This window comes from Promicromonospora sukumoe, from assembly GCF_014137995.1.
Taxonomy (GTDB): domain Bacteria; phylum Actinomycetota; class Actinomycetes; order Actinomycetales; family Cellulomonadaceae; genus Promicromonospora; species Promicromonospora sukumoe.
This window is the reverse complement of the sequence record NZ_JACGWV010000001.1, coordinates 1,202,504-1,217,321: the sequence shown is the minus strand read 5'-3', so window position 1 is coordinate 1,217,321 and position 14,818 is coordinate 1,202,504. Positions and strand designations below refer to the sequence as shown.

13 protein-coding genes and 1 riboswitch are annotated in these 14,818 nt (G+C 72.9%); of the genes, 3 read left to right on the top strand and 10 right to left on the bottom strand.

Features of this window, described 5'->3' with window-relative positions; all coding sequences use genetic code 11:
- Positions 1 to 63 precede the first annotated feature (63 nt).
- The 8 genes from argH to argC are packed head-to-tail and all read right to left on the bottom strand — an operon-like array spanning position 64 to position 8,770.
- A complete protein-coding gene (argH, locus tag FHX71_RS05325) occupies positions 64 to 1,539 on the bottom strand; it encodes an argininosuccinate lyase (RefSeq protein ID WP_376770123.1) in 1,476 nt (491 codons plus the stop codon).
- Complete coding sequence (locus FHX71_RS05320; protein ID WP_182614750.1) at positions 1,536 to 2,783, bottom strand: argininosuccinate synthase; 1,248 nt, start codon at positions 2,781 to 2,783, stop codon at positions 1,536 to 1,538. The genes argH and FHX71_RS05320 overlap by 4 nt, the downstream gene beginning before the upstream one ends.
- A 52-nt stretch (positions 2,784 to 2,835) precedes the next feature.
- On the bottom strand, positions 2,836 to 3,363 hold the full coding sequence (locus FHX71_RS05315; RefSeq protein ID WP_182614749.1) for an arginine repressor: 528 nt from the start codon (positions 3,361 to 3,363) through the stop codon (positions 2,836 to 2,838).
- Positions 3,363 to 4,292, bottom strand: a complete 930-nt coding sequence (gene argF / locus FHX71_RS05310; RefSeq protein WP_182614748.1) for an ornithine carbamoyltransferase — start codon at positions 4,290 to 4,292, stop codon at positions 3,363 to 3,365. Before argF ends, FHX71_RS05315 begins: the two co-directional genes overlap by 1 nt.
- A complete protein-coding gene (locus FHX71_RS05305) occupies positions 4,289 to 5,569 on the bottom strand; it encodes an acetylornithine transaminase (protein ID WP_182614747.1) in 1,281 nt (426 codons plus the stop codon). Before FHX71_RS05305 ends, argF begins: the two co-directional genes overlap by 4 nt.
- Positions 5,566 to 6,504, bottom strand: a complete 939-nt coding sequence (argB, locus tag FHX71_RS05300; protein WP_182614746.1) for an acetylglutamate kinase — start codon at positions 6,502 to 6,504, stop codon at positions 5,566 to 5,568. The genes FHX71_RS05305 and argB overlap by 4 nt, the downstream gene beginning before the upstream one ends.
- Positions 6,501 to 7,682 (bottom strand): bifunctional glutamate N-acetyltransferase/amino-acid acetyltransferase ArgJ, encoded by a 1,182-nt coding sequence (gene argJ, locus FHX71_RS05295; protein WP_182614745.1) that lies wholly within the window; start codon positions 7,680 to 7,682, stop codon positions 6,501 to 6,503. The genes argB and argJ overlap by 4 nt, the downstream gene beginning before the upstream one ends.
- A complete protein-coding gene (argC, locus tag FHX71_RS05290) occupies positions 7,679 to 8,770 on the bottom strand; it encodes an N-acetyl-gamma-glutamyl-phosphate reductase (RefSeq protein ID WP_182614744.1) in 1,092 nt (363 codons plus the stop codon). Before argC ends, argJ begins: the two co-directional genes overlap by 4 nt.
- A 70-nt stretch (positions 8,771 to 8,840) precedes the next feature.
- Here argC and FHX71_RS05285 point away from each other — a divergent pair, with 70 nt between their 5' ends.
- The 3 genes from FHX71_RS05285 (at position 8,841) to FHX71_RS05275 (ending at position 13,390) form a co-directional block, all read left to right on the top strand.
- The gene (locus tag FHX71_RS05285) at positions 8,841 to 9,824 is read left to right on the top strand and encodes a quinone oxidoreductase family protein (protein WP_182614743.1); all 984 of its coding nucleotides are present in this window, start codon (positions 8,841 to 8,843) and stop codon (positions 9,822 to 9,824) included.
- Positions 9,825 to 10,950: 1,126 nt separating this feature from the next.
- The gene (locus FHX71_RS29945; protein ID WP_182614742.1) at positions 10,951 to 12,423 is read left to right on the top strand and encodes a family 43 glycosylhydrolase; all 1,473 of its coding nucleotides are present in this window, start codon (positions 10,951 to 10,953) and stop codon (positions 12,421 to 12,423) included.
- A 208-nt stretch (positions 12,424 to 12,631) separates the two neighbouring features.
- Positions 12,632 to 13,390 carry a methyltransferase domain-containing protein gene (locus FHX71_RS05275; protein WP_182614741.1) on the top strand — a complete coding sequence of 253 codons (759 nt, stop codon included), beginning with the start codon at positions 12,632 to 12,634 and terminating at the stop codon, positions 13,388 to 13,390.
- Between the two features lie 63 nt (positions 13,391 to 13,453).
- Here the strand turns inward: FHX71_RS05275 and FHX71_RS05270 are convergent, their stop codons facing one another.
- Both FHX71_RS05270 and FHX71_RS05265 read right to left on the bottom strand, forming a co-directional pair.
- Positions 13,454 to 13,885, bottom strand: a complete 432-nt coding sequence (locus tag FHX71_RS05270) for an SRPBCC family protein (RefSeq protein ID WP_182614740.1) — start codon at positions 13,883 to 13,885, stop codon at positions 13,454 to 13,456.
- 37 nt (positions 13,886 to 13,922) lie between these two features.
- Positions 13,923 to 14,717 carry a TenA family protein gene (locus tag FHX71_RS05265; RefSeq protein ID WP_182614739.1) on the bottom strand — a complete coding sequence of 265 codons (795 nt, stop codon included), beginning with the start codon at positions 14,715 to 14,717 and terminating at the stop codon, positions 13,923 to 13,925.
- Positions 14,709 to 14,802, bottom strand: a riboswitch (TPP riboswitch). It overlaps the preceding gene by 9 nt.
- Between the last annotated feature and the right edge of the window lie 16 nt (positions 14,803 to 14,818).

The following is a 14,818-nucleotide window of genomic DNA, read 5'->3' as shown; positions in this document are numbered from 1 at the left end:
TCTACCCAGTGATTGTGCCCGGAATCCGCGTGAGATCCGGGCACAATCGCTGGGTAGTGAGACCTAGCTGGGCTGGGCCCAGAAACGGAACTCCGTGGTCCGCTCCTTGGCCGCCTCGATCTGCTCGACGACGCGCGCCGGGGCGGTGCCGCCCACGTTGTCGCGCGAGGCGAGCGAGCCCTCGACGGACAGCACGGAGCGCACCTCGGGGGTGAGGTGCTCGGAGATCTTGGCGAGGTCGTCGTCGGACAGGTCCCACAGCTCGATCCCGCGCACCTCGCACTCCTGCACGCAGGAGCCCGCCACCTCGTGCGCCACCCGGAACGGGACGCCCTGCTTGACGAGCCACTCGGCGATGTCGGTCGCGAGCGAGAAGCCCTGCGGCGCGAGCTCGGCCATGCGGTCGGTGTCGAAGACCATGGTGCGCACCATGCCCGTGAACGCGGGCAGCACGGTGGTCAGGGTCGCCACCTGGTCGAACACCGGCTCCTTGTCCTCCTGCAGGTCGCGGTTGTACGCGAGCGGGAGGCCTTTGAGCGTGGTGAGCAGGCCGGTCAGGTCGCCGATCACGCGCCCGGCCTTGCCGCGCGCGAGCTCGGCGATGTCCGGGTTCTTCTTCTGCGGCATGATCGAGGAGCCCGTGGAGTAGGCGTCGTCGAGGCGGACGAAGCCGAACTCCTTGGTGTTCCAGAGGATGATCTCCTCGGAGATCCGCGACAGGTCGACGCCGATCATCGCCGCGACGAAGGCGAACTCCGCCGTCACGTCGCGCGACGCGGTGCCGTCGATCGAGTTCTCGACCGGCCCGCCCTCGAGGCCCAGGTCGGCGGCCACGGCCGCCGGGTCAAGGCCCAGCGACGAGCCCGCGAGCGCACCGGAGCCGTAGGGCGACTTCGAGGCGCGCACGTCCCAGTCGAGGAAGCGGTCGACGTCGCGCAGCAGCGGCCAGGCGTGCGCCAGCAGGTGGTGCGCCAGCAGCACGGGCTGGGCGTGCTGCAGGTGGGTGCGGCCCGGCATGGGCGCGCTGCCCGCGGCCTCGGCCTGGACGATGAGCTCGTCCACGAGGTCGAGCACCTGGGTGCCGATCGTGCGGGCCTGGTCGCGCAGGTACAGCCGGACCAGCGTGGCGATCTGGTCGTTGCGGGACCGGCCCGCGCGCAGCTTGCCGCCCAGCTCGTCGCCGGCGCGCTCCAGCAGGCCGCGCTCCAGCGCGGTGTGCACGTCCTCGTCGTCCAGCACGGGCAGGAAGGCGCCCGAGACGACGTCCTGCTCCAGCACGTCGAGCGCGTCGATCATCCGCGCGAGCTCCGGCTCGGTGAGCAGGCCGGCGGCCGCCAGGGCGCGGGCGTGCGCCCGCGACCCGGCGATGTCGTACTGCGCGAGCCGCCAGTCGAAGTGCGTCGACTGCGACAGAGCGGACAGCTCCGGCGACGGTCCGCCGGCGAACCGGCCGCCCCACAGGGCGACCTTCGGCCCGGTGTGCTCCCCCACCGTCGCGGACGGCCGGGCGGAGACGTCCTTGCCGTCGTGCTCGCTCACAGCGCGCCGGCCGTCAGGTTCGCCTTGGCGCCGAGGTCCACGCCGTTGCCGAACTTCTCGTCGCGGGCGGCGGCGAGCTTGGCCGTGAGGCCGTAGATCTCGATGAAGCCGCGGGCCTGCGACTGGTCGAACGCGTCGCCCTCGTCGTAGGTGGCGAGGTTGAAGTCGTACAGCGACTGCTCCGAGCGGCGGCCCGTGACCGTGGCCCGGCCGCCGTGCAGCACCATGCGGATCTCGCCGGAGACGTACTTCTGGGTGTCGTCGACGAAGACGTCCAGCGACTTCTTCAGCGGGGAGAACCACATGCCGTCGTAGACGAGCTCGCTCCAGCGCTGCTCGACCTGGCGCTTGAACCGGGCCTGCTCGCGCTCGATGGTCACGTTCTCCAGCTCCTGGTGCGCCGTGATGAGCGCGATCGCACCGGGGGCCTCGTAGATCTCGCGGGACTTGATGCCCACGAGGCGGTCCTCGACGATGTCGATGCGGCCCACGCCCTGCGCGCCGGCGCGGCGGTTCATCTCCTGGATGGCCTGCAGCGGGGTGACGGGCACGCCGTCGATCGCCACCGGGATGCCCTGCTCGAACGTGAGGATGACCTCGTCGGCGACCGGCGGGAACGTGGGGTCGTCGGTGTAGGAGTAGACGTCCTTGGTGGGCTCGTTCCAGATGTCCTCGAGGAAGCCCGTCTCCACGGCGCGGCCCCACACGTTCTGGTCGATCGAGAACGGGTTCTTCTTGGTCGTCGCGATCGGCAGGTCGTGCTTCTCCGCGTAGTCGATGGCCTTCTCGCGGGTCAGCGCGAGGTCGCGCACCGGGGCGATCGACTTCAGGTCGGGCGCGAGCGACGTGGTGGCGACCTCGAACCGCACCTGGTCGTTGCCCTTGCCCGTGCAGCCGTGGGCCACGGTCGAGGCGCCGAACTCACGGGCCGCGCGCACCATGTGCTTGACGATCACGGGGCGCGAGATGGCGGAGACCAGCGGGTAGCGGTCGAGGTACATGCCGTTGGCCCGCAGCGCGGGCATGCAGTACTCCGCGGCGAACTCGTCGCGCGCGTCGGCCACGTAGGCCTCGACGGCGCCGCAGTCCAGCGCGCGCTGGCGGATGACGTTCATGTCCTCGCCGCCCTGGCCGACGTCGACGGCCACGGCGACCACCTCGGCCCCGGTGGCCTCGGCGATCCAGCCGATGGCGACGGAGGTGTCCAGGCCGCCCGAGTAGGCGAGCACGACGCGTTCAGTCATGATTGACGTTCTCTTTCCGGTGGTGGTGTTCAGGTGCAATTCTGGGTGGTTCTCAGGCGCTGAGCGCGAGGAAGCGGCCCGCGAGGGCGGCGCCGTCGGCGTCGCGTGCGATCACGAGGATCGTGTCGTCCCCCGCGATGGTGCCGAGCATCCCGGGGAACACGGAGTGGTCGATCGCCGAGGCCAGCAGGTTGGCCGCCCCCGGCGGGGTGCGGAGCACCACGAGGTTGCCCGACGACTCGGCCGAGACCAGCAGCTCCTTGGCGAGCCGGGCCAGCCGCGCGGACAGGTACTCCTCGCTCGCGTCCGACTGGGCGCTGCGGTCGCCGCCCTCCCCCGGCACGGCGTAGACGAGCGTGCCGTCCGAGCCGCGCACCTTCTCGGCCTGCAGCTCGATCAGGTCCCGCGAGAGCGTGCCCTGCGTGACGCTCACGCCCTCGGCCGCCAGGGCGTCCGCGAGCTCGGCCTGCGAGTGGATCGCGTTGCGCGTCACGATCGCGGTGATCCGGGCGTGCCGGGCCGCCTTCGTGGTCGCGGTGGTCGCGGTGGTCGCCGCCGTCGGCTGCCGGGTGGTGACCATCAGCCCTGCCCCAGCAGCCAGGCCAGCAGCGCCTTCTGCGCGTGCAGACGGTTCTCGGCCTCGTCGAAGACCACGGACTGCGGCCCGTCGATCACCTCGGCGGTGATCTCCTTGCCGCGGTACGCCGGCAGGCAGTGCAGCACCAGCGCGTCCGGGGCGGCGACCGCGAGCAGCTCCGCGTTGACCTGGTAGTCCCAGAACGGCTTGGCCCGCTCCTCGGCCTGCGCCTCGTCGCCCATCGACACCCAGGTGTCGGTGGCCACGACGTCCGCCCCGGCCACGGCCTCCTTGGCCGACGTCGTCACGGTCACCGAGCCGCCCGTCGTCGCGGCGATCTCTCGCGCCCGGGCGACCACGCCGGCGTCGGGCAGGTAGCCCTCCGGGCCGGCGATCCGGACGTGCAGGCCCGCGGTGACGCCGCCCAGCAGGTAGGAGCTGCCCATGTTGTTCGCGGCGTCGCCCACGTAGGCGAACGTCGTGCCGGGCAGGCTCTCCAGCCCGCGGTGCTGCGCCACCGTGAGCAGGTCCGCGAGGATCTGGCACGGGTGGAACTGGTCGGTGAGCGCGTTGACCACCGGCACGCGCGAGGCGGCGGCCATCTCCTCGATGCGCTCCTGGCCGAAGGTGCGCCACACGATGGCGGCCACCTGCCGGTCGAGCACGCGCGTGGTGTCGGCGATCGACTCCCGCACGCCGATCTGCGCGAGGTTGCCGTCCACGATCAGCGGGAACCCGCCGAGCTCGGCGATCCCGGCCGCGAACGACACCTGGGTGCGCAGCGTCGGCTTGTCGGTGATGAACGCGACGGCGCGCGGGCCCTCCAGCGGGCGCTCGGCGTACCGGTCGGCGCGCAGGGCCAGCCCGAGCTCCAGGACCGTCTTCTGCTCGGCCGGCGTCAGGTCGTCGTCGCGCAGGAAGTGGCGGGTCATGCGAAGTCCTCCGGAAGGGAAGCGAAGAAGCGGGCGGCGTCGGTGGCCTGCTCCGCCGTCAGGATCAGGGGCGGGGCGAGCCGGATCGCGTCGGGCGCCACGGCGTTGACGATGAGTCCCGCCTCCAGCGCGGCCGCGGCGACCTGCGGCGCCACCGGCTCGTTCAGTACGACGGCGAGCAGCAGCCCGCGCCCGCGGACCTCCTTGACGAGCGGGCCGCCGCTCATCTCGATCTCCTGGCGCAGCAGCGCCCCGACCTCGCGCACGTTCGACAGCAGACCGTCGCGCTCGATGACGCCGAGCGTCGCGAGCGCCGCCGCCGAGGCCACGGGGTTGCCGCCGAACGTGCTGCCGTGCTGGCCGCGGCCGAGCAGGCGCGCGGCGTCGCCGTACGCGATGACGGCGCCGACGGGGAAGCCGCCGCCGAGGCCCTTGGCGACCGTGACGACGTCGGGCACGATGCCGCCGCCGATCTCCGGCTGCTGGTACGCGAACCACGTGCCGCACCGGCCGACGCCCGTCTGGACCTCGTCCAGGACGAGCAGCGCGCCGTGCGCCGTCGTGAGGCGGCGGGCGGCCGCGATGTAGCCGGGCGGCAGGGGCCGCACGCCGGCCTCACCCTGCACGGGCTCGACCACCAGGGCGGCGATCTCGCCGTGCTCGGCGACCGACCGCGGCGAGAACGCGGCCTCCAGGGCGGCGAGGTCGCCGAACGGCAGGTGCTCGACGCCGCCCGGGAGCGGCTCGAACGGCTCGCGGTACGCGGCCTTGGCCGTCAGCGCGAGCGCGCCCATCGACCGGCCGTGGAACGCGCCCTCCAGCGCGAGCACGCGCGTCCGGGTACCCACGCCCGACGACGTCGCGACGCGGCGCGTCATCTTGAACGCCGCCTCGACCGCCTCCGTGCCGGAGTTGGTGAGGAACACGCGCGACCCGTCGGGCGCCTCGGCGACGCGCAGCAGCGTCTCGGCGAGCGCGATCTGGGCGGGCGTGCCGAAGAAGTTGGAGACGTGGCCGAGCGTGCCGAGCTGGGCGCTGATCGCCGCCGTCAGCGTCGGGTGCGCGTGGCCCAGCGCGTTGACGGCAATGCCCGCGAGCAGGTCGAGGTAGCGCTTGCCGTCGGCGTCCCACACGTAGGAGCCCTCGCCGCGCACCAGCACGCGCTGCGGCGGGCCGAACGTGTCCATCACCGCGCCCGAGTACCGCTGGGTCCACGCGGCGACGGAGCCGTCGGCCGCCAGGGCCGCGCTCTCGTCGGCCGGGATCACCGTGCTCATGGGTTCGTTCCTTCCTGGGTCTCGACAGGCTCGACCAGCGGGCCCGGCACGACCATCGTGCCGTTGCCCCGCGTGGTGAAGACCTCCAGCAGCGCGCTGTGCGGCTGCCGCCCGTCGATGACGGTGGCGGCGCCGACGCCGCCCTCGACGGCGCGCAGGCACGCCTCCATCTTGGGCACCATCCCGGCCTGGAGGCTGGGCAGCAGCTCGGCCAGCTCGGGCGCCGTGATCCGCTCGACGAGCGAACCCTTGTCGGGCCAGTTCGTGTAGAGGCCCTCGACGTCGGTCAGGACGATGAGCTTCTTCGCGCCCAGCGCCACCGCGAGCGCCGACGCGGCGGTGTCCGCGTTGACGTTGAGCACCTGGGTGGGATCGTCCTTGTCGGGCGCGATGGTGGAGACGACGGGGATGCGCCCGGCCTCCAGCAGGTCCTCGACGGCGCGCGGGTCCACCTGGACGACGTCGCCCACGAGGCCGACGTCGACGGGCACGCCGTCGACGATCGCGTGGCGGCGCTGGGCGCCCAGGAGGCCGCCGTCCTCCCCGGACAGGCCGACGGCGACGGGGCCGTGGGCGTTGATCAGGCCGACGAGCTCCCGGCTGACCTGGCCGGTCAGCACCATGCGGACGATCTCCATGGCCTCCGGCGTGGTGACGCGCAGGCCGCCCTTGAACTCGGACTCGATGCCGAGGCGGTCGAGCATGGCGTTGATCTGCGGTCCCCCGCCGTGCACGACGACGGGCCGCAGCCCGACCTGGCGCAGGAACACCATGTCCTGCGCGAAGGCGGCCTTGAGCTCGGCGTCGATCATGGCGTTGCCGCCGTACTTGACCACGACGAGCGCGCCGGAGAACTCCTGCAGCCAGGGCAGGGCCTCGACGAGCACCTCGGCCTTCTGGTCGGGCCGCAGCCCGTTCACGATGTCGCTGCTCACGAGCTGTACGCGCTGTTCTCGTGCACGTAGTCGTGCGTGAGGTCGTTGGTCCACAGCGTGATCTCGGCGTCGCCGGCGTGCAGGTCGATCGTGAACGTCACGTCGCGCGACGCGGCCATGTCCACCTTCTCCGGGTCCTCGTGGGCGCCGCCGGCCTGGCAGACCATGACGCCGTTGACGCTGACGTCGAGCTCGGCGGGGTCGAACGGGGCGACGTCCTCGGGCACGGTGCCGACCTGGGACAGGATGCGGCCCCAGTTGGGGTCGTTGCCGAACACGGCGGCCTTGACCAGGTTGGACCGGCTGACCGCCCGGGCGACGGCGAGCGCGGCGTCCTCGGTGGTCGCGTTCGTGACGGTGATGGCGATGTCGTGGGACGCGCCCTCGGCGTCGGCGATGAGCTGGCGCGCGAGGTCGGCGCAGATCTCGGTGACAGCCTCGGTGAGTGCTGCCAGGTCGGGCGTGACGCCGGAGGCGCCCGAGGCCATGAGCACCACGGTGTCCGAGGTAGACATGGCGCCGTCGGAGTCGACGCGGTCGAAGGTGACGCGCGTGGCGGCGCGCAGGGCGGCGTCGGCGTCGGCGGCCGGGACGACGGCGTCCGTGGTCACCACGCACAGCATCGTCGCCAGGGCGGGCGCGAGCATGCCCGCGCCCTTGGCCATGCCGCCCACGGTGAAGGTGCCCGACGGCGTCTCGACGGTGCGGACCGCCGTCTTGGCGACGGTGTCGGTGGTCATGATGGCGGTGGCGGCGGCCGTCCCGGCCGCGTCGTCGGCGGCGAGCGCGCCGACGGCGACGGGCACGCCCGCGAGCAGCTTGTCCGCGGCCAGGCGGACGCCGATCAGACCGGTGGAGGCGACCAGCACGTCGATGGCGCCGATGCCGAGCTCGTCGGCGACCTTCTCCGCGGTGGCGTGCGCGTCCTGGAACCCGCCCGGCCCGGTGCACACGTTGGCGCCGCCGGAGTTGAGCACGACGGCGCGCGCGGCGCCGTCCTTCACGGCCTGGCGCGACCACATGACCGGCGCGCCGACCACGCGGTTGCTCGTGAACACCGCGGCGGCGGAGAACTCGGGGCCGTCGTTGACGACGAGGGCCAGGTCCGGGTTGCCGGAGGCCTTGAGGCCGGCCGTGATCCCGGCGGCGCGGAAGCCCTGGGGGGCGGTCACCGTCACGGTGCGACTCCTTCGGTGATGAGGCCGGCGGTCTCCCGCAGGCCGAGGGCGAGGTTCATGGACTGGACGGCGGCACCCGCGGTGCCCTTGACCAGGTTGTCGATGGCCGTGACCGTGACGACGCGGCGGGCGGCGGCGTCGACGGCCACCTGCACGAGGGCCGTGTTGGCGCCGAGCGTCATCGCCGTGCTGGGCCACTGGCCCTCGGGCAGCAGGTGCACGAACGGCTCGTCGGCGTACGCGGCCTCCCACGCGGCACGGACCTGCTCCGGGTCGGCGCCCTTCGCGAGCGGCGCGGTGGCCGTGGCGAGGATGCCGCGCGCCATCGGCACCAGGGTGGGCGTGAAGCTGATGGTCACCTCCGGCGCACCGGCGGCCCGCAGGTTCTGCTGGATCTCCGGGATGTGCCGGTGCGTGCCGCCCACGCCGTACGGCTGCGCCGAGCCGAGCGCCTCGCTCGCCAGCAGGTGCGGCTTGAGCGCCTTGCCCGCGCCCGAGTAGCCGTTGGCCAGCACCGCGACGATGTCGGTCGCCTCGACGACGCCCGCCGCGACGCCGGGCTGCAGGCCCAGGGTCACCGCGGTGACGTTGCAGCCGGGCACCGCGATGCGGCGCGCGCCGGGCAGCTTGTCGCGCTGGCGGGCGGCGGTCGCGAGGTCGGTCGCGGCCTCGCCGGGCGTGGGCGCGTGGATCAGCTCGGGCATGCCGTACGGCCAGGTCCCCGCGTGGGTCGAGCCGTAGAACTGCTCCCAGTCGCTCGCCGACTCCAGCCGGTGGTCGGCGCCCAGGTCGATGACCAGCACGTCGTCGGGGAGCTGCGCCGCGACCTGGCCGGACGCGCCGTGCGGCAGGCCGAGCAGCACGACGTCGTGCCCGCCCAGCGTGTCGGGCGTGGTGGGCTCCAGGATGCGGTGCGCGAGGCCGCGCAGGTGCGGCTGGACCTCGCCGAGGCTGGACCCGGCGCTGGAGTGCGCGGTCAGGGTGCCGATCTCGACGAAGGGGTGGGCCGCCAGGAGGCGCAGGGCCTCCCCGCCCGCGTAGCCGGAAGCGCCCGCGACGGCGACTCGGATGAGCTGGCTGCTGGACATATTCGGTACTATACATAGTTATGCAGCCGGGGCGAAACCTGTCTCGCGGGTGCGACGTAGGCTCGGGCTCATGCACGCAGTCGTAGCCCGTGAGGCGGGCGGCCCCGAGGTCCTGCAGTACACCGAGCTCCCCGACCCGACGCCCGGACCGGGGCAGCTCCTGGTCCGCGTCGCCGCGGCGGGCGTGAACTTCATCGACACCTACAAGCGCGCCGGCGTGTACCCGATGCAGTACCCGCACGTCGTCGGCGCCGAGGGCGCGGGCACCGTCGAGGCGCTGGGCGACGGCGTCACCGGCTTCGCCGTCGGCGACCGCGTGGCCTGGCACGACGGGCCCGGCTCGTACGCGGAGCTCGTCGCGGTGAACGCGGCCGGCGTCGTGCACGTGCCCGCGGACCTGGACCTGACCACGGCCGCCGCGCTGCCGCTGCAGGGCATCACGGCGCACTACCTGGTGCGGTCCACGTTCGAGGTGCAGCCCGGGCACGACGTGCTGCTGCACGCGGGCGCGGGCGGCGTCGGCCTGCTGGCCACGCAGCTCGCCGTGGCGCGCGGCGGCCGGGTGATCACCACGGTCTCGACTCCGGAGAAGGCGGCGCTCTCGTCCGCCGCCGGCGCGGCGCACACCATCGACTACGCCAGGATGTCCGACATCACCGCCGAGCTACCCGCGCTGGTGCGCGAGCTCACCGACGGCCAGGGCGTGCACGTCGTGTACGACGGCGTGGGCCGCAGCACCTTCGAGGCCTCGCTGGCGTCGCTGCGCCCGCGCGGCATGCTCGTGCTGTTCGGCGGCGCGTCGGGCCAGGTGCCGCCGTTCGACCCGCAGCGGCTCAACAGGGCCGGCTCCTTGTTCCTGACCCGGCCGACCATCGCGCACTACACGCTCACGCGCGGCGAGATCGAGTGGCGTACGTCGGAGGTGCTCTCGTCGGCGGCGTCGGGCGACCTGGACGTGCGCATCGGGGCGACGTACCCGCTGGCCGACGCCGGCGAGGCGCACCAGGCCCTGGAGGGCCGGGCGACTACTGGCAAGGTGCTGCTGGTGCCGTGAGGTGGTGGCTGTCGGGGCTTGGGCTTGGGTGAGATCGGTCGGTTGCGCTGAGATCGGTCGGTTGCGGGAACCCTTGCTGACTCTGAGATCGGTCACCTGCATGAGATCGGTCGGTTGCCTTGAGATCGGTCCACCGATGGACCGGTCTCGATGCAGCCGACCGATCTCATGTGCGGACCGCGATCAGGTAGGCATCCTGGCACTGTCGGCGGGTGCGGTCGGCGGCGCGGTGCTGCCCGGCGGTGCACGGTGAGGCCGGCAGTGGGCGGTGCGGCCGACTGCACCGAGATCGGTCAGTTGAGCTGAGGCTTGCTGGCCCTGAGATCGGTCACCTGCATTGACATCGGTCGGTTGCCTTGAGATCGGTCCGTCGTCGGACCGGTCTCGATGCAGCCGACCGATCTCATGTGCGGACCGCGATCGGGCAGGCCGCCGGGTGCGGTCGGCGGGTGCTGTCCGCAGGCGCGGTGCTGCCCGGCGGTGCACGGTGAGGCTGACCGTGCAGAGCGCGATCGACGGTGCACGGTACGGCCGACTGCACCGAGATCGGCCGGTTGCGCTGAGCCATGCCGACCCTGAGATCGGTCACCTGCATGAGATCGGTCGGCTGCCTTGAGACCGGTCCGACGATGGACCGATCTCAAGACACCCGACCGATCTCACCTGCGGACCACAATCAGGAAGGCAGCCGGGCGCGGTCAGCAGCGCGCGGCGCAGCCCGGCAGCGCCCGCTGCGGTCGACTGCACCGAGATCGGTCGGCTGCGCTGAGCCATGCCGACCCTGAGTTCGGTCACCTGCATGAGATCGGTCGGCTGCGTTGAGATCGGTCGGCTGCGTTGAGATCGGTCCATCGATTGACCGGTCTCGATGCAGCCGACCGATCTCACGGGGCGATCGCGGTCGGCAGTGCGCGGGGCGGACATCGGCGGCCGGGCGGCGTCCGCGGTCGACCTTCGGACGACGCCCGCTCCCCCACTGGTCGGGCGGTCCGGGCAGCGGCGTCGAACCGATCTAACGTTGAACCGGAATCAGCCGCGAGCAGCCCCGCGAGGGCCCAGGTCTTTACACAGAGCCCCGAGATAGCGACAATTCACCCGTCGAGTTTCGATCGCCCGGAGGTTCAACGTGGTACTTCCTCGCTTCAGCCCGCTCAAGCTTGTCGCCGGCGCGGCGGCCGCCGCACTTGCCGCAGGTGTCCTTGCCGTCGCCCCTGCTGTCGCGGCACCGGCCGACGTCGGCAGCCCCGCCGTCGGCGCCCTCGCCAACGCCGCACCCGGCACCCTCGGCGCCAGCGCCGACGCCGCGCCCAGCGCCCTCGCCGCCAGCGCACCCGCGGACGACGTCGCCGCCCAGACCACAGTGCGCCCGAGCCTCGTGCTCGACCGGGACTTCCCCGACCCTGACGTGTCCAAGTTCGGGAACACCTACTACGCCTACGCCACCAACCAGGGCAAGAACCTGCCCTGGGCCAGCGCGCCCGACCCGGACGGCCCCTGGACCTTCCAGTCGTCGGACGCCCTGCCGACCCTCGGCGCGTGGGCCAAGACGGGACGCACCTGGGCGCCCGACGTCTCCCAGCGCGCCGACGGCAAGTACCTGCTCTACTACACGGCCTGGCACAACTCCTCGGGCCGGCAGTGCATCGGCGCGGCGCTGGCCGACTCCCCCGGCGGCCCGTTCGTCCCCGTCGGCAGCGATCCGCTGATCTGCCCGCTGGAGGCGGGCGGCGCGATCGACGCGTCGAGCTTCGTCGACAGCGACGGCACCCGGTACCTGCTCTGGAAGAACGACGGCAACGCCATCGGCGCCACCACCTGGATCCACGTGCAGCGCGTCGCCGCGGACGGCCTCACCTTCCAGGGCGGCGCCACCCAGGTGCTGCGCAACGACCGGGCCGACGAGGCCGGCATCATCGAGGCGCCCGTCGTGACCAAGGTGGGCAGCAAGTACGTGCTGTTCTACTCGGCCGGCCCGTACAGCACCAACCAGTACGGCACCAACTACGCCGTCGCCGACTCGATCACCGGGCCGTACACCAAGGCGTTCCGGTTCCTCATGACCACCGACTCGCTCGACGGCGCCGTCGGCGGCCCCGGCGGTGCCGACGTATTGCGCGACGCCGGGGGCGACAAGCTGATCTTCCACGGGCACCGGGACGCGGGCGGCCGTGGCATGTACGTCGCCGACCTCGGCTGGGCGAACGGCAACCCCGTGGTGCGCGGCAGCCGGGTGCGCTACGAGGCCGAGCGCGGCACGCTGACCAGCTGCTCGGTCCGGGAGAACGCGGCCGGGGCGTCGGACGGCAAGGTCGCCGCGTACATCGACCACGCCGACAGCTCGGTCAGCATCGGGTCGATCTACGTGCCGACGTCGGGCAGCTACACGCTCCACGTGGGCTACGCCAACGGTTCGGTGGAGACGGCGTCGCACACGGTGACCGTCAACGGGACGTCCGCCGGGTCGGTCAGCTACCCGATCACCGGCTGGGACACCTGGCGGCAGGCGAGCAAGGACATCACCCTGCAGGCCGGCTGGAACACGATCCGGCTGGGCAAGGGGACGGCGTTCGCGGAGCTGGACTACATCGAGGTCGCGTAGGCCGAGAGATCGCGGATGCCGCCGACCCGGTGACCGCGCAGCCGAAGTGCGCGACAGCCCAGCGATCGGGCCCGGAACAGCCCTTGTTCCGGGCCCAATCGCTGGGCTGTGGCGCACATCGGGACCGGCGCCGCTACATACCTCCACGCACCGCCCGGCCCGCCGTGATGTATCTTGACGTCGAGATACTCGACGACGAGGAGTTGCCATGGCCGACTGGAACCCCGGCGCCTACCTGCAGTACACGGACGAGCGGTCCCGCCCGTTCACGGAGCTGGTCGCCCGCGTGCCCGGGTCGCCGGCCACGATCGTCGACCTGGGCTGCGGCCCGGGCCACCTCACCGCCGTGCTCCGCGCCCGCTGGCCGCAGGCGCAGGTCACCGGCGTGGACGCCTCCCCCGCGATGATCGCGCAGGCCCGCGCCGCCGACCCCGCCACGGAGTACGTGCTGGCCGACCTCGCCACCGACACGCACACCGCCGACCTCGTGATCAGCAACGCAGCGCTCCAGTGGGTCCCCGGGCACCGCGACCTGCTCACGACGCTCGCGGACCGCGCCGCGCAGACCTTCGCCTTCCAGGTGCCGGGCAACCACGACGCGCCCAGCCACCGGCTCCTGCGGGAGGTCGCCGCCCGTGCGCCGTACGCCGACGCCGTCGGGCCGGTGGAGCGGCGGGCCACCGCCGACCCCGCCGAGTACCCGGAGCTCCTGGCCCGGCCGGGCTGGGCCGTCGACGCCTGGGAGACCACGTACACGCACGTGCTGCACGGGCCGGACCCGGTGCTGCGCTGGATCTCCGCGACCGGCGCCCAGCCCACGCTCCAGGCGCTGGAGGCGAAGGACCCGGCCCTGCGCGCCCAGTTCGAGGAGGAGTTCGGGGCGGCGCTGCGCGAGGCGTACCCCGAGCACGCCCACGGCACGCCGCTGGCGTTCCGCCGGGTGTTCGCGGTCGCGACGCGCGCCTGAGACCCGCGTCTGAGACCCGGGCCGACGGCGGCCGCGCGCCCAAGCCCGGCCAGGCCCCAGGCCTCAGCCCTTCTGCGTCACCCGGGCCTCCAGCCCGGCCAGCTCCGCGTCGACGTACTCCCGGGTCCGCTTCCCCACCAGGCCGCCGACCAGCCACGCCAGCGAGCCGGTCTGGGTGATCGCGAGCGTCACCTTGGACCGGCCGTCCGGCAGCGGCTCGACCAGGTGCTCCGCCTGCGTGGTCACACCGGGCGCCTCGGTGATCCACGCGAAGTGCCGCGGCGGGTCCCACTCGTCCATCAGCCAGACCGCGAGCGGCAGCTCCGGCTGCTCGATCCGCACCTGGGTGCCGACGTCGGGCGGGTTGGGCCCGTCGATGATCTCGACCGACCGCATGGACGGCGTCCAGTCGGGCATGTGCTCGACGTCGGACAGGACCGCCCAGACCTCCTCGGGGGTCGCGTCGATCTCGGCGGAGGTGCTGTAGTTCGGCATCGGTGCTCCTGTCCTCGGGTCGGCGCCGTCGGCGGCGTCACCCCCTAGTCTCGGCCCGAACGGGCGGCGTCGGCCAGGTGGGGCAGGTGCTGCCCTGCTCGAAGAAGAGGTACTCGTGCACGGAGGAGACCTCGAACGCCCGCAGCATGCGGGCCCGTTCCTCCGGGGAGACCCAGCGTGCGGCGTCGTCGGCCAGGCGGCGGGCCTGGCGGGTGGACTCCTGGAAGCCCTCGTCGCCGTAGGTGCCGATCCAGGCCGCGTACGGGTGGCCGGCCAGGCCGCCGGGGCGGTGGCGGGCCTGGTCCACGAGCACGCTCCCGACGTGCGCGTACAGCCAGTAGCAGGGCAGCAGCGCGGCGACCGTCTCCGCGTAGCTGCCCGACGCCGCGGCGTGCAGGTGGCCGGTGTAGGCCGCGGTCACGGGCGAGGGCTCGACGGCCGCGATCTCGCCCGCGGCCAGCCCTGCGTGCGTGCCCAGCCAGTCCCGGTGGAGCGCTGTCTCGACCTCCAGCGCCGAGACGGACGACCGGGCGAGGAAGCCCTGCGCGGCCGGGTCGGGTGCGAGCTGGGCGGCGCGCGCCAGGACACGCGAGTACTCGCGCAGGTACGCGGCGTCCTGGGCGAGGTAGAACGCGAAGGACTCGGCGGGCAGCGAGCCGTCCGCGAGCGCCCGGACGAACGGCATGTGGTCGACGGCGTCGCGCCAGCCTGCGATGCGGTCCCAGGCCTCCTCGGTGAAGGTGCGGACGGCGGCCGGGCCGGCCGGTGGAGCGGCGTCGGCCAAAGCCTCGACGGAAGTCGAGGCGGAGACGGGGACAACAGAAGAAGTCACGATGGACATCCCTTCGCCAGCATGATCTGGATCAGGTTCGACGGGTGTGGTCTCAGCCCCGGTCGGGGCACCCCGTGTCACGTGCGGCAGAGGCTACCGGA

Bases quoted from the DNA above. Each gene is read 5' to 3' on its own strand.
- FHX71_RS05320 (WP_182614750.1), bottom strand. From the start codon at position 2,783: ATGACTGAACGCGTCGTGCTCGCCTACTCGGGCGGCCTGGACACCTCC.
- FHX71_RS05270 (WP_182614740.1), bottom strand. From the start codon at position 13,885: ATGCCGAACTACAGCACCTCCGCCGAGATCGACGCGACCCCCGAGGAG.
- FHX71_RS05285 (WP_182614743.1), top strand. From the start codon at position 8,841: ATGCACGCAGTCGTAGCCCGTGAGGCGGGCGGCCCCGAGGTCCTGCAG.
- argC (WP_182614744.1), bottom strand. From the start codon at position 8,770: ATGTCCAGCAGCCAGCTCATCCGAGTCGCCGTCGCGGGCGCTTCCGGC.
- FHX71_RS05275 (WP_182614741.1), top strand. From the start codon at position 12,632: ATGGCCGACTGGAACCCCGGCGCCTACCTGCAGTACACGGACGAGCGG.
- argF (WP_182614748.1), bottom strand. From the start codon at position 4,292: ATGACCCGCCACTTCCTGCGCGACGACGACCTGACGCCGGCCGAGCAG.
- FHX71_RS05305 (WP_182614747.1), bottom strand. From the start codon at position 5,569: ATGAGCACGGTGATCCCGGCCGACGAGAGCGCGGCCCTGGCGGCCGAC.
- FHX71_RS05315 (WP_182614749.1), bottom strand. From the start codon at position 3,363: ATGGTCACCACCCGGCAGCCGACGGCGGCGACCACCGCGACCACCGCG.